This is a genomic window from Streptomyces sp. NPDC039736 (assembly GCF_055596485.1).
In genome coordinates this window covers 12,227-35,577 of the sequence record NZ_JBVIUQ010000022.1, presented here as the reverse complement: position 1 = coordinate 35,577, position 23,351 = coordinate 12,227, and the positions used below count along the sequence as shown (strand labels likewise).

Below are 23,351 nucleotides of genomic sequence, written 5' to 3'. Positions count from 1 at the left end.
CCATCGGCCGAATCCGAGAACGAACGACACCGCCCGTCCGACGACAGACCACCCTGCCGCGCGAACTCCACAAACGTCGTCGGCGTCGACATCACGGTGACGCCACCGGCAACCGCCAGCGAACACTCACCCGACCTCAGCGCCTGCGCCGCCAGATGCATCGCCACCAGCGACGACGAACACGCCGTGTCCACCGTCACCGCCGGACCCTCGAAGCCGAAGGTGTACGACACACGACCGGAAGCGATGCTCGGGGCGCTGCCGTTGCCTCGGAAGCCGTCGTACTGCGCGCTGTCGAGGAGGTCGCGGTAATCCGTGTACATGACGCCCGCGAAGACGCCGGTCTGCGAGCCGCGCAACGACATCGGATCGATGCCTGCCCGCTCCACCGCCTCCCACGTCGTCTCCAGCAGCAACCGCTGCTGGGAGTCCGTCGCCTCCGCCTCACGCGGGCTCATCCCGAAGAAGTCCGGGTCGAAGTCGGCGGCGTCGTAGAGGAAGCCGCCCACCTGCTCGAACGACTCGCCCTGCACGTCCCAGCCTCGGTCGGCGGGGAACCCGCCGACCGCGTCGGCACCGTCGGCGACCAGGCGCCAGAGGTCTTCCGGAGAGGCCACCCCGCCCGGGTACCGGCACGCCATGCCGACGATCACGACGGGGTCGTCCTCTGCGGCCACGGTTCGGTCGGGCAGCGGTTCCGCCGCCGACTGAGCTTCGCTGCCGAGCAGTTCGTCGAGTACGAAGGTCACCAGCGCGTCGGCTGTGGGGTGGTCGAAGACCAGGGTGGCCGGCAGCCGCAGCCCCACGGCGGCCCCCAGCCGGTTGCGCAGCTCGACCGCCATCAGGGAGTCGAAGCCGAGGTCCTGGAAGGCGCGCGCCGGTTCGACGACGGTCGCGTCGACGTGCCCCAGGACGAGCGCGACGTGCCCGCGTACAAGATCGAGGAGCACCTCGCGCCGCTCGTCGGGCGCGAGGGCGGCGAGGGTGCGCCGCAGGCCCGCGGTGGCGGGCGTCCCGGCGGCCGGGGAGGCCGCCGAACGCCGGTTGCGGGTGGGGTACTTGACCAGTCCGCGCAACAGTGCGGGCACCTCGCCCCGCGCCCTGAGGGACGCGAAGTCGAACCGTACCGGGGCGACCAGCGACGCGTCCGCGCGCAGGGAGGCGTCGAAGAGTGCGGCGCCCTCCGCCGGGGTGAGTTCGGGCATGCCGGTGCGGGCGATGCGCTGGAGGTCGGCGTCGGACAGGGTGCCGGTCATGCCTCCGTCCTGGGTCCACGGACCCCACGCGAGCGAGGTGCCCGGCAGCCCGGATGCCCGGCGGTGTGCGGCGAGGGCGTCCAGGAAGACGTTGCCTGCCGCGTAGTTGGCCTGACCGGGGCCGCCGAAGAGGCCGGACACGGAGGAGAAGAGAACGAACGCGGCCAGATCCAGGCCGCGCGTGGCCGTGTGCAGGTTCCAGGCGGCGTCGGCCTTGGGGCGCAGGACCGCCGACAGCCGCTCGGGGGTCAGCGCCTCCACCACTCCGTCGTCGAGCACGCCCGCCGTGTGGACGACCGCGCGCACCGGGTGACGGGTGATCAGCTCGGACACGGCGTCCGCGTCCGCGACGTCGCACGCCTCCAGGACGGCTTCGGCGCCCAGCCCGGACAGCTCTGCGACCAGCTCGGCGGCGCCCTCGGCGGTCGCGCCGCTCCGGCTCACCAGCAGCAGACTGCGTACGCCGTGCTCGACGACCAGGTGCCGGGCGATCACCCGGCCCAGGCCACCGGTACCACCGGTGATGAGGACGGCGCCCTCACCGGCCCAGTCCGGGGCGGTCTCCCGCACCGCTTCCGACCGCGTGAGCCGTGCGGCAAGCACCTCGCCGTCGCGGACGAGCAGCTGGGGCTCGTCCGTTGCCAGTACGGTCTCCAGAAGCCCGGTCACCGGCTCCTGTCCCGCCACGTCCACGAGGACGAACCGGCCGGGGTGCTCCGACTGTGCCGAACGCACCAGGCCCCACGCGGCGGCGGCGGCCAGGTCCTCTCCGGACGTCGCGCCTCGGGTGACGAACACCAGCCGGGAGGCGGCGGGCCGCTCCTCGCCCAGCCACTCCTGAAGCAGGTTCAGCGTCCGCGCGGTGAGCTTGTGCACCGACGCCACCGCGCCGTCGCCGCCCTCGACAGCATCCTCGCCGCCCGTGCCGCCAGCGCCGTTCTCCTCGCCCGACAGCCTGGCGACGACCACGTCCGGGTCCACCGACGGCAGCGGCTTCGCCACCCGGACCGGTACCCACTCGACGCCGAACACCGAGTCGCGGTCCGTGACCCGGGCGGCCTCGACCGGCCGCAGCACCAACGACTCCACCGACGCCACCGGCTCCCCCGCCGGGTCGGCCACGGCCACGGTCAGCGCGTCCTCGCGCACACGGGTCACCCGTACGCGAATCGACGAGGCGCCGGTGGCGTGCAGCGACACGCCCTCCCAGGAGAAGGGCACGACGCCCCGAGGCACCCCGTTGAACGCGGTCACGTGCAGGGCGGCGTCCAGCAGGGCGGGGTGCAGCCCGTAACGGCTGCCGTCGACACCCTCGGGGAGGGCGACCTCGGCGTACACGTCCTCGCCCCGCTGCCAGGCGGCGCGCAGGCCCTGGAAGACCGGGCCGTAGTCGAATCCCGCCTCGGACATGCGGTCGTAGAGACCCGTCAGGTCCACCGGCTCGGCACCGGCCGGGGGCCAGACGGCGTTCGGGGCGTCCAGGGCCACGGTGCGCTCGCCGGACGTGAGGACACCCGTCGCGTGCTGGAGCCAGGCCTGGTCGTCGGCGCCCTCGCGGCGGGAGCGGATGCTCACCGTGCGCCGGCCGTCGCTGTCGGCGGCCACCCGCAGTTGCAGCTGCACGCCACCTTCCTCGGGCAGAACGAGCGGTGCGGCGAGCGTGAGTTCCTCGACCGTCCCGCACCCGACCTCGTCGCCCGCGCGGACGGCGAGCTCCAGGAACGCCGTTCCCGGCAGGAGGGCCGAGCCGCGCACCACGTGGTCGGTGAGCCAGGGGTGCGACTGGGCCGAGAGGCGGGAGGTGAACAGCATGCCTTCGGCGTCGGACAGCTCGACGGAGGCGTTGAGGAGCGGGTGCCCTGCGGCATCGAATCCGGCGGCCTGCACGTCACCGGCCGCTGCCAGGTCGGGCACCGGCCAGTAGCGCCGACGCTGGAAGGCGTACGTCGGCAGGTCGACGAGGCGCGCGCCCGTCCCCCGCAGGGTCGCCGCCCAGTCCACGGCCGCACCGTCGACGAACATCCTGGCGGCGGCCGTGAGCGCGGCGGTCTCTTCGTCGACTCCCTTGCGCAGTACGGGTACGAGGACGGCGTCGGCGTCCTCGGGCAGACAGGCGGCAGCCATCGCGGACAGGACCCCGTCGGGGCCCAGTTCCAGGAACCGCGTCACGCCCTGCCCGGACAGCACGCGTACGTCGTCCGCGAAGCGGACCGCGTCACGGACGTGCCGCACCCAGTACTCCGGGTCGCACACCGACGCGTCCGCAGTGGCGAGAGGTGTCTCCGGAGCGTTGAAGGACAGTCCGGACACCACCGCACGGAACTCGTCCAGCATCGGGTCCATCAGCGGCGAGTGGAAGGCGTGCGAGACCCGGAGGCGGGTCGTCTTGCGGTCCAGGGCCGCGAAGTGGGCCCGTACGGCCTCCACCTGGTCCTCCGCACCGGACACCACCACGGACGACGGACCGTTGACCGCCGCAACGGACGTCAACTCGCCTAGCAGCGGCAGGACTTCCTCCTCCGTCGCCTGCACGGCCAGCATCGCGCCACCCTCCGGCAGCGCCTGCATCAACCGCCCACGCGCAGCCACCAGCGCACACGCGTCGGCCAGCGAGAACACCCCGGCCACATGCGCCGCAGCCACCTCACCGATGGAGTGACCGGCCACGAAGTCCGGCCGCACACCCCACGACTCGACCAGGCGATACAGCGCCACCTCCACGGCGAACAGACCCGCCTGCGCGAACATGGTCTGGTTCAGCGCCTCCGCGTCCTCACCCCACACCACCTCCCGCACCGGGACGTCCAGCTCCGCACACACCGCATCGAACGCGGACGCGAACACCGGGAAACGGGCATACAACTCACGTCCCATGCCCAGGCGTTGCGACCCCTGGCCGGTGAACAGGAACGCCGTCTTCCCGGCGCGCGCCACGCCCTCGGCGACCGGCTGCGTGCCGCCCAGCAGCACCGCCCGGTGACCGAGCGCGGACCGGGCCGAGGCGAGCGTCAGGGCGACGTCCGCCGGGCGGGGCGCGGACTGCTCCAGGTGGGCGTGCAGGCGCGCGATCTGGTCCCGGAGTGCCTGCTCCGTACGGCCGGACAGGGCCCACGGGACCACCGTGGGGCCGCCCGTTCCGGCCTCGGGGGTGCTCTCCTGGTCCGCCGGGGACGCTACGGCCTCTTCGAGCACCACGTGGGCGTTCGTGCCGCTGATGCCGAACGCGGAGACCGCGGAGCGGCGGGGTTGTCCGGTGGCGGGCCAGTCGGTCCGCTCGGTGAGGAGCTCGACGGCGCCCGCGCTCCAGTCGACGTGCGAGGTGGGCCGGTCGACGTGCAGGGTCGGGGGCAGGACGCCGTGCCGCATCGCCATGACCATCTTGATCACACCGGCGACGCCGGCCGCGGCCTGCGCGTGTCCGATGTTGGACTTGATGCCGCCGAGCAGCAGGGGGCGGTCCGCGGGCCGGTTGCGACCGTAGGTCGCGAGCAGCGCCTGGGCCTCGATCGGGTCGCCCAGCGTGGTGCCGGTGCCATGGGCCTCGACGGCGTCGACCTGGTCGGTGGTGAGCTGGGCGTTGGCCAGCGCCGCCTGGATGACGCGCTGCTGGGAGGGCCCGTTGGGGGCGGTGAGGCGGCTGCTGGCGCCGTCCTGGTTGACGGCCGTGCCGCGTACGACGGCGAGCACGTGGTGGCCGTTGCGGCGGGCGTCGGACAGCCGCTCGACGAGCAGGACGCCGACGCCCTCGGCCCATCCGGTGCCGTCCGCGGCCTCGGCGAAGGGCTTGCAGCGGCCGTCGGCGGCGAGGCCGCGCTGGCGGGAGAACTCGGTGAACAGGCGGGGGGTGGGCATGACGGCGACGCCGCCGGCCAGCGCCATGGTGCACTCGCCGGCCCGCAGGGCGCGTACGGCCAGGTGCAGGGCGACGAGCGAGGAGGAGCAGGCGGTGTCGACGGTGACGGCGGGGCCTTCGAGACCGAAGGTGTAGGAGATCCGGCCGGACAGGACGCTGACCGCGCCGCCGGTCAGCAGGTGGCCCTCGGTCTCGGCGGTCTGCTTGGCGAGGGAGCCGTAGTCGGTGTCCGCGCCGCCGATGAAGACACCGGTCTCGGTGCCGCGCAGGGCGGCGGGGTCGATGCGGGCGTGCTCGACGGCCTCCCAGGAGGTTTCGAGCAGCAGCCGCTGCTGCGGGTCCATGGCGAGGGCCTCGCGCGGGGCGATGCCGAAGAGGTCGGCGTCGAAGTCGGCGGCGGCGTCGAGGAAGCCGCCGTGGCGCACGTAACTCTTGCCCGGGGTACCCGGGTTGGGGTCGTAGATGCCCTCGGTGTCCCAGCCGCGGTCCTCCGGCAGGCGGCCGACGGCGTCGGTGCCGTCGGCGACCATCCGCCACAGGTCCTCGGGGGAATGGACACCGCCGGGGAACCGGCAGGCCATGCCCACGATGGCGATCGGCTCGCTGTCCCTGGCCTCGACGGATTCCAGCCTCTGCTTGGTGCGCCGCAGGTCTGCGGTGACCTTCTTGAGGTAGTCGCGGAGCTTGTCCTCGGAGGAGGGGGCGGCCTTGGGTGCCATGAGCGGGAAACCTCGCAGTCGGGAAAGGGTGTTACGCGTGGTGCGGTGTTCGACCGGCCCGGTCCGGCGGAGCCGGTGGGCGGCTCGGCCGGGCCGGGCGGCCGGCTCGGTCAGGCGAGGCCGAGTTCCTTGTCGATCAGGTCGAACATCTCGTCGTCCGTGGCGGCCGCTTCGAGGTCGGCGTCGTTCTCGGTGTCGTCCGCCTCCCCGTCGTGGGCGGTCCCGGCGGGGTCGTCGAGCTTCCATTGCAGTGCTCTGAGGCGGGCGGCCAGGCGGGCTCGGCCGTCCGCGTCCAGTGCGGAGGCGGCGCGGGCCGTGAGGGACCTCTCGAGTTGGTCCAGTTCCGCGAAGAGGGCGTCATCGGGTTCCGTGCCTTCGGCGGGAGCCAGGCGGGCGCCCAGGTGCCGGGCGAGGGCGAGCGGGGTGGGGTGGTCGAAGACCGCCGTCGTCGGCAGCCGCAGCCCGGTCTCGTCGTTCAGGCGGTTGCGCAGCTCCACGGCGGTGAGGGAGCTCATGCCCAGGTCGAGGAAGCCGCGTTCGGCCTCGATGGAGGCGGCCGAGCCGTGGCCGAGCACGGCGGCCACGTGGCCGGTGATCAGCTGGAGCAGCAGCGCGTCGCGTTTGGCCCCGCTCAGTCCGGCCAGCCGTTCCGCGAACCCGCCGTCCGGCGCGGCGGCTCCCGGCTCGGGGGCGGCCGGGTCCGGCACGGTGGCCGCGGACCTCCGCGGTACCGCCCGTACCGGAGCGATCCCGCGCAGCAGTGCCGGGATGCGGCCTGCCGTCGCGAGGGCCCGCGGGTCGATGCGTACGGGGACCAGGAGGGCACGGTCGACGGTCGCGGCGGCGTCGAGCAGGCCGAGTCCTTGGCCTGCCGAGAGCGGCAGCATTCCTGAGCGTGCGAAGCGGGCGACGTCCACGGGGTCAAGACTGGACGTCATTCCACTGGAATCTCCCCAGTATCCCCACGCCAGGGAGACCGCGGCGAGGCCCTGGTCGCGCCGTCGGCGGGCGAGTGCGTCGAGGAAGGAGTTGGCGGCGGCGTAGTTGGCCTGGGCGGGGCCTCCGACGACTCCGGAGAAGGAGGAGAAGAGGACGAAGGCGGACAGTTTCAGGTCGCGCGTCAGCTCGTGCAGATGCATGGCGGCCGTGGCCTTCGGGTGCCAGACCCGCTCCAGGTCCTCGGCGGTGAGGTTCTCCAGCAGGCCGTCGTGCAGGACGCCCGCCGCGTGGACCACCGCGGTGAGCGGGTGCGCGGCGGGTACGGCGGCGAGCACCCCGGCGAGGGCTTCGCGGTCGGCCGCGTCGCAGGCGGCGAGGGTCACAGTCGCCCCGAGACCGGTGAGTTCGGCGTGCAGTTGCTCTGCGCCGGGGGCCGCGGGGCCCCGGCGTCCGGTGAGTACGAGGTGCCGTACGCCGTGCTCGGTGACCAGGTGGCGGGCGACGAGGGCGCCGAGGGTTCCGGTGCCTCCGGTGATCAGGACGGTGCCGTCGCCGTTGGGGTCCCACTCCTGGACCGGGAGGGCCGGGGGGCCCTGCGGGGGTGTGGTGCGCCGGAGCCTGGGCACCGTCACCGCCCCTGCGTGCAGGGCGAGTTGCGATTCGTCGGCGCGCGCGGCGGCGACCACGGCCCGCGGCAGGGCGTGCTCGGAGGCCGGGGAGCCGTCGGTGTCGACGAGGAGGAACCGGCCGGGGTGTTCGGCCTGCGCGGACCGGATCAGGCCCTGCAGGGCGGCGTCGGTGAGCGCGGCGCCGTCGCCCGAGGTGACCAGCACCAGCCGGGAGTCCGCGCAGCGCGGGTCGGCCAGCCAGGTCTGCACGAGGTGCAGCATCTCCCGTACGGGGGTGTGGTCGGCACTGTCCGCGAGGTCGTCGGCCGCGGCGGGCAGGCGGAGCAGCACCGTCTCCGCGAAGGGGTTCGAGTCCCCGTCTTCGAGAGCTGTTCGGAGGGCGGGGAGGCCGACGAAGGTCTGGGTGGGGTCGCCGGGGATGTCGGCGTCCACGGGGCCACTGTGGCCGCCGGGGCCGGAAAGGCCGGCGGGGCCACTGTGCCCGGCGGGGTCGGCGAGTACGGTGCGGGCCCAGTCCGGCTCGGTCCAGGCGGCCTCGAACAGCGCCCGGAGGTGCGAGGAGGCGGCCGTCGGCGGCGTGGCGGTCAGGACGGTCGCCGTGAGTACGGGCGCGCCCGTGGGGTCGGCGGCGGCCAGGGACAGCGTGCCGTCCTGGGCACGGTCGATCCGTACGCGCAGCGCGGACGCACCACCGGCGGTGAGGGTCACGTCCCGCCAGTGCGCGGGCAGTTCGGCTCCGCCAATACCGGTACCGGACCCGGTGCCGGTCCCGCTCCGGGTGGCGGTCATGGCCAGCACGGTCTGGAGCAGGGCCGGGTGGAGGCGGAATCCGGCCGCGGCCGGGTGCTGGTCCCGGGACAGGGCCACTTCGGCGAGGATGGCGCCGTCCGGCGCGGTCCACAGCGCGCTGACCGTGCGGTGCAGCGGTCCGGGGTCGTAACCGCCCTCGGCGAGGACGGCGTACAGCTCCTCGGTGTCGACCGGCCGGGCGTCGCGCGGCCGCCAGTCGTCCTGGGGCGGGTCGTTCGGGCGCGGGTCGTTCCCGTGGGGGGCGGAGGGTTCACCTGCGGGCGCAGCCGTCCCCGTCAGTGTGCCGGTGGCGTGGCGGGTCCAGTCGGCGTCGGCGGCGGTGCGGGCGTGGACCGTCAGGCCGCGGATGCCGTCCTCGGCCGCGCCGACCGTCAACTGGATCTCCGTGGAGCCTTCTTCGGGGACGGTCAGCGGCACCAGTTCGGTGAGTTCCGCGAGCGTCGCGCAGCCGGCTTCGTCGGCTGCCCGGACCGCCCAGTCGAGCAGGGCGGTGGCCGGCACGACGGTGTCGCCGTGCACGGTGTGGTCGGCCAGCCACGGGTGGGTGGCGGCGCCGATCCGGCCGCTGAGGACGAGGGAACCGTCCCCGTCGGCGAGGCGGACCACGGTGTCGAGTCCGGCCGGGTCCGCCGGGGCGCCGCCCGCGGTGGCGCGGGGCGCGTCGAGCCAGTACCGGTTGCGCTGGAAGGCGTACGTGGGCAGGTCGGCCGCCCGGCCGCCGTCCAGGGCGCCGCTCCAGTCGACCCGTACGCCGTGCACGTGCGCCTCGGCGAGCGAGGTCAGCAGTCGCTGGGGGCCGCCGTCCTGGCGGCGCAGCGAGCCGAGGGCCGGTGCGTCCGCCTCGGCGGCGGCGACGGTGTCCTCGATCGCGGCGGCCAGCACCGGGTGCGGTGCGGCCTCGATGAACACGTCGTGTCCCTCGGCGAGGAGGGTGCGCAGGGCGTCCTCAAGCCGGACGGTGCGGCGCAGGTTCTCGTACCAGTACGTGGCGTCCAGCGCGGTGTCGGCGTCGATCCATGCGCCGGTGAGGGTGGACAGGAACGGGATGCGGGGTGCGCGGGTCTCCAGTCCGGCGAGGTCGGCGAGCACGGTGTCGCGGATGCGTTCGACCTGGGCGGAGTGGGAGGCGTAGTCGACGGGGATGCGCTTGGCGCGGACGCCGTCCCGGGCGCACGCGTCGATCAGCGCGTCGAGGGCGTCCGGCTCGCCGGAGACGACGACGGAGCCGGGCCCGTTGACGGCGGCGACCGATATGCGCCCGTCCCAGGCGGTGAGGCGGTCGAGGACGTCCGCGTGGGAGGCGGCGACGGAGACCATGCCGCCGTGGCCGGACAGCTGGGCGTCGATGGCGCGGCTGCGCAGGGCGATCACCCGGGCGCCGTCCTGGAGGGAGAGCGCACCGGCCACGCAGGCGGCGGCGATCTCGCCCTGGGAGTGGCCGACCACCGCTGCCGGACGCAGCCCGTGGGCCTGCCAGACGTCGGCGAGCGCGATCATGACCGCCCAGAGGGCGGGCTGGGCGACGTCCACGCGGTCCAGGGAGGCGGCGGTCGTGTCGCCGCGCAGCACGGCGGTCAGCGACCAGTCCGTGTACGGGGCCAGCGCCCGCTCGCAGTCCGCGATCCGGGCGGCGAACTCCGGCGAGTGCACGAGGAGTTCGGCGCCCATGCCGACCCACTGGGACCCCTGGCCGGGGAAGACGAGGACGGGCTTGCGGTCGCGGCCCGAGGTGTGCCGGCCCTGGACGAGACCGGGGGCCGGAGCGCCTTCGGCGAGCGCGGCGAGCGCGGCCCGCAGGGACTGCGGGTCGGCGGCGGTGACGACCGCCCGGTGTTCGAGGACGGCCCGCCGGGTGGCGAGGGAGGCGGCGAGGTCGAGGGGCGTCGGCCGGTCACCGGCAGGGGTGCCTGACGCCGGGGAGCCGGGGAGGGCGGGGCCGCTCGGGGCGGGGGTGTCCGCGCGGGAGAGGGAGTCCAGGTGGGTGAGCAGGGCCCGCGCCTGTCCGCGCAGGGCGGGCGCGCTCCGCGCGGAGAGCAGCCAGGGCAGGACCGGGTCGGCGGACGGGGACCGCACCGCGCCCGGCGGGTCCTCGGGAGTCGTCCCGGACCCGGTGGGCACGGCCGATTCGTCCTTCGACGTCGTCCTGGCGCCGGAATCGCCCGGCGTCGCCCCGGACCCGGCGAGTACCGCCGTCTCATCGCCGGACGCCGTCCCGGAGCCAGCGGCCTCCGGCGTCGGCGAGGACTCCGTGGCACCCGCCCCCGGGGCCCGTGCCGCGTCCGGGGCCTTGCCGAACGCCGGGGGCGCGGCGTCCGGACCCTGCTCCAGGATCACGTGCGCGTTGGTGCCGCTGATGCCGAAGGAGGAGACCCCGGCCCGGCGCGGGCGGCCGTCGGCCGTCGACCAGGGGGCCGCCTCGTCCAGGACGCGTACGGCGCCCGACGACCAGTCCACGTGCGGGGTCCGCTCGTCGAGGTGCAGCGACTTCGGAAGCAGACCGTGCCGCATGGCGAGCACCATCTTCATCACTCCGGCGACCCCGGCCGCGGCCTGGGTGTGCCCGAGGTTGGACTTCACGGAGCCCAGGAGCAGCGGCCGGTCCACCGGCCGGTCCTGCCCGTACACGGCGAGCAGGGCCTGCGCCTCGATCGGGTCGCCGAGCCGGGTGCCGGTGCCGTGCGCCTCGACCGCGTCGATGTCGGCGCCGGACAGGCCGGCGCCGTCGAGGGCCTGGCGGATGACCCGCTGCTGGGCGGGTCCGTTGGGGGCGGTCAGGCCGTTGGAGGCGCCGTCCTGGTTGACGGCCGAGCCGCGCACGACGGCCAGTACGCGGTGGCCGTTGCGTACGGCGTCCGAGAGCCGTTCGAGGACGACCAGCCCGGCGCCCTCCGAGAAGCCGGTGCCGTCGGCCGCCGCCGAGAACGGCTTGCAGCGGCCGTCGGCGGCCAGGCCGCGCTGCCGGGAGAAGTCCACGATGATCACCGGGGAGGACATGACGGTCACCCCGCCCGCCAGCGCGAGCGAGCATTCGCCGGCCCGCAGCGCCTGGGCGGCCATGTGCAACGCGACCAGGGACGAGGAACAGGCGGTGTCGACGGTGACGGCCGGGCCCTCCAGGCCCAGCGCGTAGGAGACACGGCCGGAGACGACGCTGACGGCATTGCCGGTGTTGACGTATCCCGCGAGTGCCTCGGGGATCTCGGCGCCGCGGTTCAGGTAGTCGCTGGAGGACAGCCCGGCGAAGACGCCGGTACGGGTGCCGCGCAGCGACCTGGGGTCGATGCCGGCCCGTTCCGCCGCCTCCCACGCCGTTTCGAGCAGCAGGCGCTGTTGCGGGTCCATCGCGGTGGCCTCGTTCGGGCCGATGCCGAAGAAGTCCGCGTCGAAGTCGGCGGCGCCGTGCAGGAAGCCGCCTTCGAGGGTGCGGGAGGCGTCCGGGTGGTCGGGGACGGAACCGTAGAGGTGCTCCAGGTCCCAGCCGCGGTCCGTGGGGAAGCCGCCGATGGCATCGGTGCCGGTGGCCAGTAGGGTCCACAGGTCCTCGGGCGAGCGGACGTCGCCTGGGTAGCGGCAGGCCATGCCGACGATGACGACGGGGTCGTCGTCCGGGGCGGCCGGGGCCGGGGCGGCGGACGTCCCGGGAGCAGGCGCGGTGTCGGTCAGCAGGCCGCCCAGGTGTGCGGCGAGCGCGACGGGGGTCGGATGGTCGAAGACCAGGGTGGCGGGCAGCCGCAGCCCGGCGGCGGCGGCGAGCCGGTTGCGCAGTTCCACGGCGGTCAGCGAGTCGAAGCCGAGGTCGCGGAACGCCTTTCCGGCGTGGACCTGGCCGGCGTCGGCGTGCCCGAGTACGGCCGCCGCGCACGTGGTGACCAGGTCGACGAGCACGCTTGGCCGTTCGGCTGCGGGCAGCGCGGCCAGCCGCTGCCGCAGACCGCCGCCCGCGGCGCCGCCACCGGTGTCGGCGGTGCGCCGGGCGGCCGTGCCCCGGAACAGGCCGCGCAGGATCGGGGGCAGCGCCTCGGGCGTACGACCGCGCAGGGCGGTGTGGTCCAGGCGTACCGGTACGAGCAGCGGCCGACGGGCGGCGAGGGCGGCGTCGAACAGCGCGAGCCCGTCGCGGGTGGCGAGCGGCAGCCCTCCGGTGGAGCGGGCGCGGCCGCGCGCGCCGTCGTCCAGGTGCCGGGTCATCTCGCTGGCCCGTGCCCACAGGCCCCAGGCGAGCGAGGCGGCGGGCAGGCCGGTGGTCCGGCGGTGGCGGGCGAGGCCGTCCAGGAAGGTGTTGGCGGCGGCGTAGTTGCCCTGCCCGGCGTTGCCGAACGTGCCCGCCGCGGAGGAGAACAGCACGAAGCCGGCGAGGTCCAGGTGCCGGGTCAGCTCGTGCAGGTTCCAGGCGGCGTCCGCCTTGGGGCGCAGTACGGTGTGCAGCCGCTCGGGGGTGAGGGCGGTGACCACGCCGTCGTCGAGCACACCGGCGGCGTGCACGACGGCGGTCAGCGGGTGGGCGTCGCTCACGGTGCCGAGCAGCGCGGCGAGCGCCGTACGGTCGGCGGCGTCGCAGGCGGCGACGGTCACCGAGGCGCCCAACCCTTCGAGTTCCGCACGGAGTCCGGTCGCGCCGGCGCTGTCGGGGCCGCGGCGTCCGGCGAGCAGCAGGTGCCGTACGCCGTGTTCGGTGACGAGGTGGCGGGCGAGCGTGCCGCCGAGTTCTCCGGTGCCGCCGGTGATGAGGACGGTGCCCTCGGGGTCCCACGGGCGGGGCACGGTCAGGACGACCTTGCCGGTGTGGCGGGCCTGGGAGACGTACCGGAACGCCTCCTGGGCGTGGGTGACGTCCCAGGCGGTGACCGGCAGGGGGCGCAGCGCGCCTTCCTCGAAGAGGGTGACGAGATCGGCGAGCATCGCGCCGATCCGCTCGGGGCCCGCCTCGGCGAGGTCGAAGGCGCGGTAGCGGGCGCCGTCGTGGTCGCGTGCCATGTCGGCGGCGTCCCGGACGTCGGTCTTGCCCATTTCGATGAGCCGCCCGCCCGGGGCCAGCAGGCGCAGGGACGCGTCGACGTACTCGCCGGCGAGCGAGTTGAGGACCACGTCCACGCCCCGGCCTTCGCGTGCCGTGCGGAAGGTCTCCTCGAAGTCCAGGGTCCGGGAGGAGGCGAGGCGCTCCGCGGGCAGGCCGTCGCTCGCGGCGCGCAGCAGGCGCTGCTTGGGTTCGCTGGCGGTGCCGTAGACCTCGGCGCCCCACAGGCGGGCGAGCTGGGTGGCGGCCATCCCGACGCCGCCCGCGGCGGCGTGCACGAGGACGGACTCGCCCTCGGCGAGCCCCGCGAGGTCGCGCAGCGCGTAGTAGGCGGTGAGGAACACGACGGGTGCGGCGGCGGCCTGGGCGAAGGTCCAGCCCGCCGGCATCCGGGTGACGACGCGGTGGTCGGCGACGGCCAGCGGGCCGAAGCCGCCGGTGACCATGCCGAAGACGCGGTCGCCGACGCACAGGCCGGTGACGTCGGGCCCGGTTTCGACGACGACGCCCGCGGCCTCGGAGCCGAGGAACTCGGCGCCGCCGGGGTACATCCCGAGGGCGTTCAGCACGTCGCGGAAGTTGAGTCCGGCGGCCCGGACCTCGATCCGGACCTGCCCGGGTGCGAGCGGTGCGGCCGCCTGCGGGGCGGGCAGCAGGGCCAGGTGGTCCAGGCTGCCCTTCTCGGGGATGTCCAGCCGCCAGGGCCCGTCCTCGCGCGGCACGGGGAGCGCGCCGGAGGCGTGGGTACGGGTCAGGCGGGGCGCGTACGCGGTTCCCTGGCGCAGCGCCAGCTGGGGTTCGCCGCCCGCGGCGACCGCCTGGGGCAGGGCGCGCCAGGACGCGGGGTCGTCGTCCAGGTCGGCGAGCACGATCCGGCCGGGGTGCTCGGTCTGCGCCGACCGCAGCAGCCCCCACAGGGCCGAGCCGGGGAGGTCGCCGACGGCGCCGCCGGGGTCGGGGGTGACGGCGTCCCGGGTGGTGACGACCAGTCGTGATCCGTCGAACCTGTCGTCCGCCAACCAGCCCTGGAGCAGGGCCAGTACGCGCTCCAGCAGGTGGGCGGCCCCGGCTGCGGGGCCGGTGGACGCGTCGGCGGTCCCGTTGGTACCGGTGATCAGCACGACGTCCGGTGTGCCGGTCTCCGGCAGTGCGGCGGCCGCGTCGGCCAGGGTGTCCCACCGGGTGAGGACGGCGCCGCCCTCGCCGAGGGCGGCCCGGTGGGCGGGGCCGTGGTGACCCAGGACGGCCCAGCGGGGGGCCTGGCGGGCGGCCCGGTCCGTCGGAGGGTGGGCGCTCTTCGCCGCCGTCGGGGCCCAGTCCAGGTGGAACAGGGCGTCGCGGACCGTACGGGGCACGGTTTCCGCACCGCTGAGGGCGGCGGCCGTGACCGGTCGTACCGCGAGGGCGTCGACGGCGGCGACCGGGCGGCCGAGCGGGTCGGCCATCAGGACCGACACGGCGTCCGTTCCCGCGGGGCGCAGCCGGACCCGCAGGGAGGTGGCGCCCGTGGCGTGGAGGGTGACCCCCGTCCAGGAGAAGGGCAGGCCGGTGCTGCCTTCGGAGTTGCTCAACGGGCCGAGTCCGGCCGCGTGCAGCGCCGCGTCGAGCAGTGCGGGGTGGATGCCGAAGCGGGCCGCGTCCGCCGCGCCCGCTTCGGGCAGGACCACCTCGGCGTACACGTCGGCGCCGAGCCGCCAGGCTGCCCGCAGGCCCTGGAAGACCGGTCCGTACGCGTAGCCCTGGGCGCGCAGCGACGCGTAGTGTCCGTCCACCTCTTCGACGGGCTCCGCCCCGCGCGGCGGCCACACGGTGAACTCCCCCTCGGGGAGGGTGCCTTCGGCGAAATCGGCGGCCGGGGCCGCAAGGGTGCCGTCGGCGTGCAGGGTCCACTCCGCTTCCGGTGCGTCGTCGGGCCTGGCGTGCAGGGTGACGCTCCGCAGTCCGGCGGCGTCGGGGGCGGCGACCGCCAACTGGACCTGGATGCCGCCGCGCTCGGGCAGCAGGACGGGTGCGTGCAGGGTCAGCTCCTCGACCCGGCCGCAGCCCAGCTCGTCGCCGGCCCGGACGGCCACCTCGACGAGCGCGGCGCCGGGCACCACGACGGTGCCGGCCACCGCGTGGTCGGCGAGCCACGGGTGGCTGCGCAGCGACCAGCGGGCGGTGGCGACGAGTTCGCCGCCGAGGGCGAGCGGCAGGGCCGCGCCGAGCAGCGGGTGGTCGAGGGCGCCGAGTCCGGCGGAGGCGACGTCCCCCGAGCCGGCGGTGGCCGGGCGCGGCCAGTAGCGGCGGTGCTGGAAGGCGTAGGTGGGCAGCGCCGGCGGGTCGGTGGGGCGCGGGACCCCGACGGCCTCGAAGAACATCTCCCAGTCGACGTGCGCGCCGTGGTTGTGGGCCTCGGCCAGGGAGAGCCTGAACCGGTCGGGGCCGCCCTCGTCGCGGCGCAGGGTGCCGGTGGCAGCCGCGGCGGCCCCGGTGGCCTCGATGGTCTCCTGCATTCCGGTGGTGACCACGGGGTGCGGGCTGACCTCGATGAACACTCGGTGTCCCGCGTCGAGCAGCGCGCGGGTGGCCTGCTCGAACTCGACGGTGCCGCGCAGGTTGGCGAACCAGTAGGCGCCGTCGAGCACGGTGGTGTCGATCGGGGCGCCGGTCACCGTGGAACAGAAGGGGATGCGCGCGGCACGCGGCGCGACGGGTGCCAGTACGGCGTGCAACTCCTTCTCGATACGGGACACCTGGGCCGAGTGCGAGGCGTAGTCGACGGGGATGCGCTTGGCCCGTACGCCGTCCCGGGCGCAGGCGTCGAGCAGGGCCTCCAGGGCGTCGGGCTCTCCGGAGACGACCGCGGAGGAGGGGCCGTTGACGGCCGCGAGGGACAGCCGCTCGCCCCAGGGGGCCAGCAGGGCGCGCACCTCGTCGGCGGGACGGGCGACGGAGACCATGCCGCCCTGCCCGGACAGGGCGGTCAGGGCCCGGCTGCGCAGCGCGACGACGCGGGCGGCGTCGTCCAGGGTGAGGGCGCCGGCCACGCAGGCGGCGGCGATCTCGCCCTGGGAGTGGCCGACGACGGCTGCGGGGCGCACGCCGTGCGCCTGCCACAGCTCCGCAAGGGACACCATGACGGCGAACAGCACCGGCTGGACCACGTCGACGCGCTCCAGCGAGGGCGCGCCCTCGGCCTGGCGCAGCACGTCCATCAGGGACCAGTCGGTGTACGCGTCGACGGCGGCGGCGCACTCGGCGATCCGGGCGGCGAACACCGGTGAGGTGTCGAGGAGACCGCGGGCCATCGCGGGCCACTGGGAGCCCTGGCCGGGGAAGACGAAGACGGTGCCGCCGCCTTCGCCCTCCGCGGTGCCCTCGCGGACGGCGGGCGACGACTGGCCCCGGTCCTCGGCGAGGGCGTCCAGCCCGGCGAGCAGCGTGGCGGGGTCGGACGCGAGGACGGTGGCGCGGTGCGTCATCGCGGTACGGGTCGCGGCGAGCGCGTGCGCGACGCGCGGCAGGCCGTCACCGGTCCCGGCCGCGCCGTCGCGCAGGTGCACGGCGAGGCGTGCGGCCTGCGCGGCGAGCGCGTCGGGGGACTTGGCGGACAGCACGTACGGCAGGACGGACGCCTCGCCCGCGCCGGACCCGGCCTCGCCGCCGGACGCGGCGTCGCTCACCGAGCCGGCCGCGCCGCCGGGCACGGAGCTGTTCCCGAGACCGGCCGCGCCGTCCGGCGTGGAGCTGTTCCCGGGGTCGGAGCCGCTCTCGCCCACGGGGCGGGCGGGCTGCGGCGGGGCGGCCGCCTCCAGGATGACGTGGGCGTTGGTGCCGCTGATACCGAAGGAGGAGACGCCCGCGCGGTACGGGCGGCCCACCGACGGCCAGGGGGTGGGGGCGGAGAGGAGTTCGACCGCGCCCGCCGACCAGTCCACCTGCGGGGACGGTTCGTCGATGTGCAGGGACTGCGGGAGTACGCCGTTGCGCATCGCCAGGACCATCTTGATGACGCCCGCGACGCCGGCGGCGGCCTGGGTGTGGCCGATGTTGGACTTCACCGAGCCCAGGAGCAGCGGCCGGTCGGCCGGACGTTCCCGCCCGTACGTGGCGAGCAGCGCCTGCGCCTCGATCGGGTCGCCGAGCCGGGTGCCGGTGCCGTGCGCCTCCACCGCGTCGACCTCGTCGGCCCCGAGTCCCGCGTCGGCCAGGGCGCGGCGGATGACGCGCTGCTGGGAGGGGCCGTTGGGGGCGGTCAGGCCGTTGGAGGCGCCGTCCTGGTTGACGGCGGAGCCGCGGAGCACGGCGAGGACGGGGTGTCCGTTGCGCCGGGCGTCGCAGAGGCGTTCCACCAGCAGCAGGCCGATGCCCTCCGCCCAGCCCGTGCCGTCCGCGGCGCCCGCGAACGGCTTGCAGCGCCCGTCGGCCGCGAGACCGCGCTGCCGGGAGAACTCCACGAACATGTGCGGGGTCGACATGACGGTGACGCCGCCCGCCAGGGCGAGGGTGCACTCGCCGCGGCGCAGCGCCTGGGCGGCGAGGTGCAGGGAGACCAGCGAGGAGGAGCAGGCGGTGTCCACGGTGACCGCCGGGCCCTCCAGGCCGAAGGCGTACGACACCCGGCCGGAGACCACGCTGGCCGCGTTGCCGGTCATCAGGTGTCCGGTGACGTCGTCCTCGGCGGTGCCCAGAACCTGCTGGTAGTCCTGGAAGTTGGAGCCGACGAACACGCCGGTCGCGCTTCCGCGCAAGGTGTCGGGGACGATGCCGGCGCGCTCGACGGTCTCCCAGGCCGTTTCGAGGAGGAGCCGCTGCTGCGGGTCCATGGCGAGGGCCTCGCGCGGCGAGATCCCGAAGAACTCGGCGTCGAAACCGGCCAGTCCGGTGAGGAAGCCGCCCTCCCGGACGTAGCTGGTGCCCTGGTGCTCCGGGTCGGGGTGGTAGATCCCCTCGGTGTCCCAGCCCCGGTCGGTGGGCAGCGCGGACACTCCGTCGCCGCCCCGGGCGAGCAGTTCCCAGAACTCCTCCGGGGAGCCGACGCCGCCGGGGAAGCGGCAGGCCATGGAGACGATCGCGATCGGCTCGTCGTCCGCCCCGGCGCGGGCGGCCGGGGCGGCCCCGGCGGGTGTGTGGCCGTCCAGCAGTTCGGCGCGCAGGTGCGCGGCCACCGCGGCGGCCGTCGGGTGGTCGAACAGGAGCGTGGCGGGCAGCCGAAGGCCGGTGCGAGCGGTGAGCCGGTTGCGCAGCTCCACGGCGGTCAGCGAGTCGAAGCCCAGGTCGCGGAAGGCGCGGTTGACGTCGACGGCGCCCGCGGAGGCGTGCCCGAGGACGTGGGCGATCTCTTCGCGGAGCAGGTCGTTCAGGGCGCGTTCCTGCTCGGCGGGGGTCGCCAGGGCGAGCAGGCGTGCGCGCAGCGGCGACGCCGCCCCGGCCCGGTTCCGCGCGGTCTCCGCGAGCCGCCGTACCTCGGGCAGGTCGTCGATCAGTGGGCTGGGCCGGGTGGCCGAGAGGATCGGGCCGAGGGTGTTCCAGTCGATGTCGGCGACCGTCACGCAGGCGGCATCGCTCGCGAGGGCCCGCTGGAGGGCGGCGAGGGCGAGTTCGGGCGCCATCGGGGTCATGCCGCCGCGGCGGATCCGGTGGGTGAGGGCGTCGTCGCCGGCTGCCATTCCGGCGTCGGCCCACGAGCCCCAGGCCACCGAGGTGGCGGGCAGCCCGGCGGCGCGGCGCTGCTCGGCGAGGGCGTCCAGGTAGGCGTTGGCGGCGGCGTAGTTGGCCTGTCCCGCGTTGCCGAGGACACCGGTGACGGAGGAGAACAGCACAAACATCGACAGCGGGTGGCCGCCGTGCGGGTCACTGCCGTGCGGATCCTGCGGAATGCCACCCCGCCCGTCCCGCGATCCGCCCTCGCACCCCTCCTCTGCGGCACGGGAGACACGGGTGGCGCGGGTGAGTTCGTCGAGCAGCCGGGCGGACTCCGCCTTGGCGCGCAGCACGGTCTCGAACCGCTCGCCGGTCAGCGCGTCCAGGACGCCGTCGTCGAGGACACCGGCGGCATGGACGACTCCGCGAAGCGGCAGCTCGGCGGGTACGGCGTCGAGGAGGGCGGCGAGCGCGTCCCGGTCCGCGGTGTCGCAGGCCGCGACGGTCACCCGTACGCCCGTCTCCTCCAGTTCGGCGACCAGTTCGCCGACGCCTTCCGCCGCCGGGCCCCGGCGGCCGGCCAGCAACAGGTGCTCGGCACCCGCCCCGGCCAGCCAGCGGGCGACACGGCCGCCCAGGGCCCCCGTACCGCCGGTCACGAGGACGGTGCCGCGCGGGGCGGACCACTGGTCCGTGTCCTGTGCGGGGACGTCGTGGGTGAGGCGTCGGCCGTACGTTCCGTAGGACCGTACGGCGACCTGGTCCTCTCCGGTGTCCGCACCGAGCACGTCGGCCACCCGGGCCGCGAGGTCACAGCCGTCGAGGGCGCCGGCGGTGCCGCCCGCGCCCGCGTCGGGGGCGGAGGGCAGGTCGATGAGCCCGCCCCAGCGCTGCGGGAACTCCAGCGCCGCGACCCGGCCGAGTCCCCAGGTCTGGGCCTGGAGCGGACCGGTCGGCGGCTGCGTGCCGTCGACGGACACCGCGCCGCGGGTCAGGCACCACAACGGCGCCTCCGCCTCCGCTGCCTCCAGGGCTCGCAGCAGGTCCGCGGTGGCGAGGAGGCCGCGCGGGACCGCGGGGTGGGCGGGGTGCGGGCGCTCGTCGAGGGCGAGGAAGGACAGCACGCCGGACACCGGCCCCGCGGAGACCTCGGCCAGGGCCGTACGGACCTTCGCGGCGAGGGACTCGGCGTCGTCGGCGGTGGGCACGAGGAGCCGTTCGACGTCTGCCCCGAGGTCGGTGAGGCCGGCGAGCAGCGCGGCCAGGGACTCGTCCTCGGCCAGGTGGTCGGGTACGACGGCCAGCCAGCCGGAGCCGGACGGCAGCCCGGTACCGGGGGCGTCAAGGGCGGTCCAGGTGGCCTGGTAGGCCCACGACTCGATCGTGGCGAGGCCGCGTCGCTTGGCGCGCCAGGCGCCGAGGACCGGGAGCAGTTCGTCGAGGGACGCTTCGGCGGGCGCGCCCTCGATGCCGAGTACGGCGGAGGCCGCGGCCAGGTCGCCGCGTTCGGCGGCTTCCCAGAAGGCCGCCTCCACCTGGTCGGTGGCGACGGCCGGACCGGCGTCGCGCAGCAGGTCCCTGCCGTCGGCCGGGAGCCAGTAGCGCTGGTGCTGGAAGGCGTAGGTGGGCAGCTCGACGACGCGCGCGCCGGTGCCGGAGAAGAACGCGGCCCAGTCGACTTCGACCCCGTCCACGTGGAGCCGGGTCACGGCCTGGAGGGCGGACGTCTCCTCGTCGCGGTTCTTGCGCAGTACGGGTACGAGGACAGCGTCGCCGCCTACGGGCAGGCAGTCGGCAGCCATCGCGGACAGGACCCCGTCGGGACCCAGCTCCAGGAACCGCCGCACACCCTGCCCGGACAGGAACCGCACCTCGTCCGCGAAGCGCACCGCCTCACGGACGTGGCGCACCCAGTACTCCGGATCACACACCGACTCGGCACCAGCCGCCATCGCAATCGCGGGGGCGGAGAGGGAGAGCCCCGACACCACCGCACGGAAGTCGTCCAGCATCGGGTCCATCAACGGTGAGTGGAACGCGTGCGAGACCCGGAGGCGGGTCGTCTTGCGGCCCTGCGCCTCGAAGTGGGCCCGTACGGACTCCACCTGCTCCGACACACCGGACACCACCACCGACGACGGACCGTTGACCGCCGCGACCGAGACCGACTCGCCCAGCAGCGGCAGGACTTCGGCCTCCGTCGCCTGCACGGCCAGCATCGCGCCGCCCTCGGGCAGCGCCTGCATCAACCGCCCGCGCGCAGCCACCAACCTGCACGCGTCGGCGAGCGAGAACACCCCGGCCACATGCGCCGCAGCCACTTCACCAATGGAGTGACCCGCCACGAAGTCCGGCTTCACGCCCCACGACTCCACGAGGCGGTACAGCGCGACCTCCACGGCGAACAGCGCTGCCTGCGCGTGCACCGTCTGGTTCAGCGCCTCCGCGTCCTCGCCCCACACCACGTCCCGCACGGGGACGTCCAGCTCCGCGCACACCGCGTCGAAGGCCGCAGCGAACACCGGGAAACGGGCATACAACTCACGCCCCATGCCCAGGCGTTGCGACCCCTGACCGGTGAAGAGCATCGCCAGGAGGCCCTTGTCCGCGGACGACGACGTTCCCCCGCCTTCCGCCAGAGCATCGAGGCCGGCCAGCAGGCCCGCCCGGTCATCGGCCACGATCGCGGCCCGGTGTTCCAGCGGGGCCCGCGTGGTGGCGAGCGAAAAGGCGATGTCGGCGACGCCCAACTCCGTTCGGACGCGCACGTGTTCGGCAAGACGTACAGCCTGGTCGCGCAGTGCGTCGGCCGTCTTCGCCGAGAGGAGCCACGGCAGCGCCCCGGAGCTGTCGAAGGCGGGGGAGCCGCCGGGGCTGTCGTCGGAAGCGGTCGGTGGCTGTTCGAGGATGACGTGGGCGTTGGTGCCGCTGACGCCGAACGAGGAGACGGCGGCCCGTCGCGGCCGGTCGTCCGCCGCGGGCCAGGCGGTCTCGTCCGTGAGCAGCCGTACGCTGCCCGCCGACCAGTCGACGTGCGGGGACGGCTCGTCCAGGTGCAGGGTCGCGGGCAGCACGCCGTGGCGCATGGCGAGCACGGTCTTGATGACGCCCGCGACACCGGCGGCGGCCTGGGTGTGGCCGATGTTGGACTTCACCGAGCCCAGGAGCAGCGGCCGGTCCGCCGGGCGCCCCTGGCCGTAGGCGGCCAGCAGGGCGGTGGCCTCGATGGGGTCGCCCAGCCGGGTGCCGGTGCCGTGCGCCTCGACGGTGTCCACGTCGGTGGCGGCGAGGCCCGCGTCGGCCAGTGCCCGCCGGATGACGCGCTGCTGCGAGGGACCGTTCGGTGCGGTGAGGCCGTTGCTGGCGCCGTCCTGGTTGACGGCGGAGCCGCGTACGACGGCCAGTACCGGATGGCCGTTGCGCAGGGCGTCGGACAACCGCTCGACGAGGAGGACACCGGCGCCCTCGCTCCACGCCGTTCCGTCGGCGGCGGCCGAGAAGGGCTTGCAGCGGCCGTCTGCGGCCAGGCCGCGCTGGCGGCCGAACTCCGCGAACATCTGCGGGGTGGCCATGACCGTGACGCCGCCGGCGAGGGCGAGCGTGCACTCGCCCCGGCGCAGCGACTGCACCGCCAGGTGCAGGGCCACCAGCGACGAGGAACAGGCCGTGTCGACGGTGATGGCCGGGCCCTCCAGGCCCAGGACGTACGAGATGCGGCCCGAGGCGACACTGACGGTGTTGCCGGTGAGCAGGTGACCCGCGACGTCTTCGCGCACCTGTCCGGTGGCGGGAGCCGTGGCCGCCGTGTCGTAGCCGCCGTGCCCGGCGCCGATGAACACACCCGTCCGGGTGGAGCGCAGGGCGTGCGGGGACATGCCGGCCCGCTCGATCGCCTCCCAGGCCGTCTCCAGCATCAGCCGCTGCTGCGGGTCCATGGCGAGGGCCTCACGCGGTGAGATCCCGAAGAAGCCCGCGTCGAACGCGCCCGCGCCGTGCAGGAAGCCGCTCTCGCGGGGGTACGCCGCGCCTTCGCCGCCCGGGTCGCCGGGGGCCGGGGCGTCGGCGGACGTGCCCGCGGTGGACGTGCCGGTGCCGGCGTAGAGGCCCTTGAGGTCCCAGCCGCGGTCGGTGGGGAAGGCGGAGACGGCGTCGACGCCGTCGCGCACCAGCTCCCACAGCCGCTCGGGAGTGTCGGCGCCACCCGGGTAGCGGCAGGCCATGCCGACGATCGCAATGGGCTCCCGGTTCTTGTCGTTCACCTCACGCAGTCGCTCGCGCGTCTCGTCGAGATCGGCGATGGCTCGCTTCAGATAATCGCGAAGCTTCTGCTCGTTCGACATCAGGATGTCAACCTCTCGAGGTGAGATGCCGGGGTTTCCCGCCCAGTCTCACGAGGGCCGACTCCGAATTTCCCTAGAGGCTTCCCGGGGCCGCCCGAGGCCCTGCCCGCATCGTCCCGGCGCGCCGCGGAGCCCGTGCCGGACGGCGGGACGTGGGGAGGGCGCA

General features: G+C 75.1%; 2 protein-coding genes. Both read right to left on the bottom strand.

Features of this window, described 5'->3' with window-relative positions:
* A partial coding sequence (locus ACZ56L_RS35505; RefSeq protein ID WP_471069362.1) for an SDR family NAD(P)-dependent oxidoreductase occupies positions 1-5,846 on the bottom strand: 5,846 nt, incomplete at its 3' end.
* A gap of 92 nt (positions 5,847-5,938) precedes the next feature.
* Complete coding sequence (locus ACZ56L_RS35500) at positions 5,939-23,188, bottom strand: type I polyketide synthase (RefSeq protein WP_471069360.1); 17,250 nt, start codon at positions 23,186-23,188, stop codon at positions 5,939-5,941.
* Between the last annotated feature and the right edge of the window lie 163 nt (positions 23,189-23,351).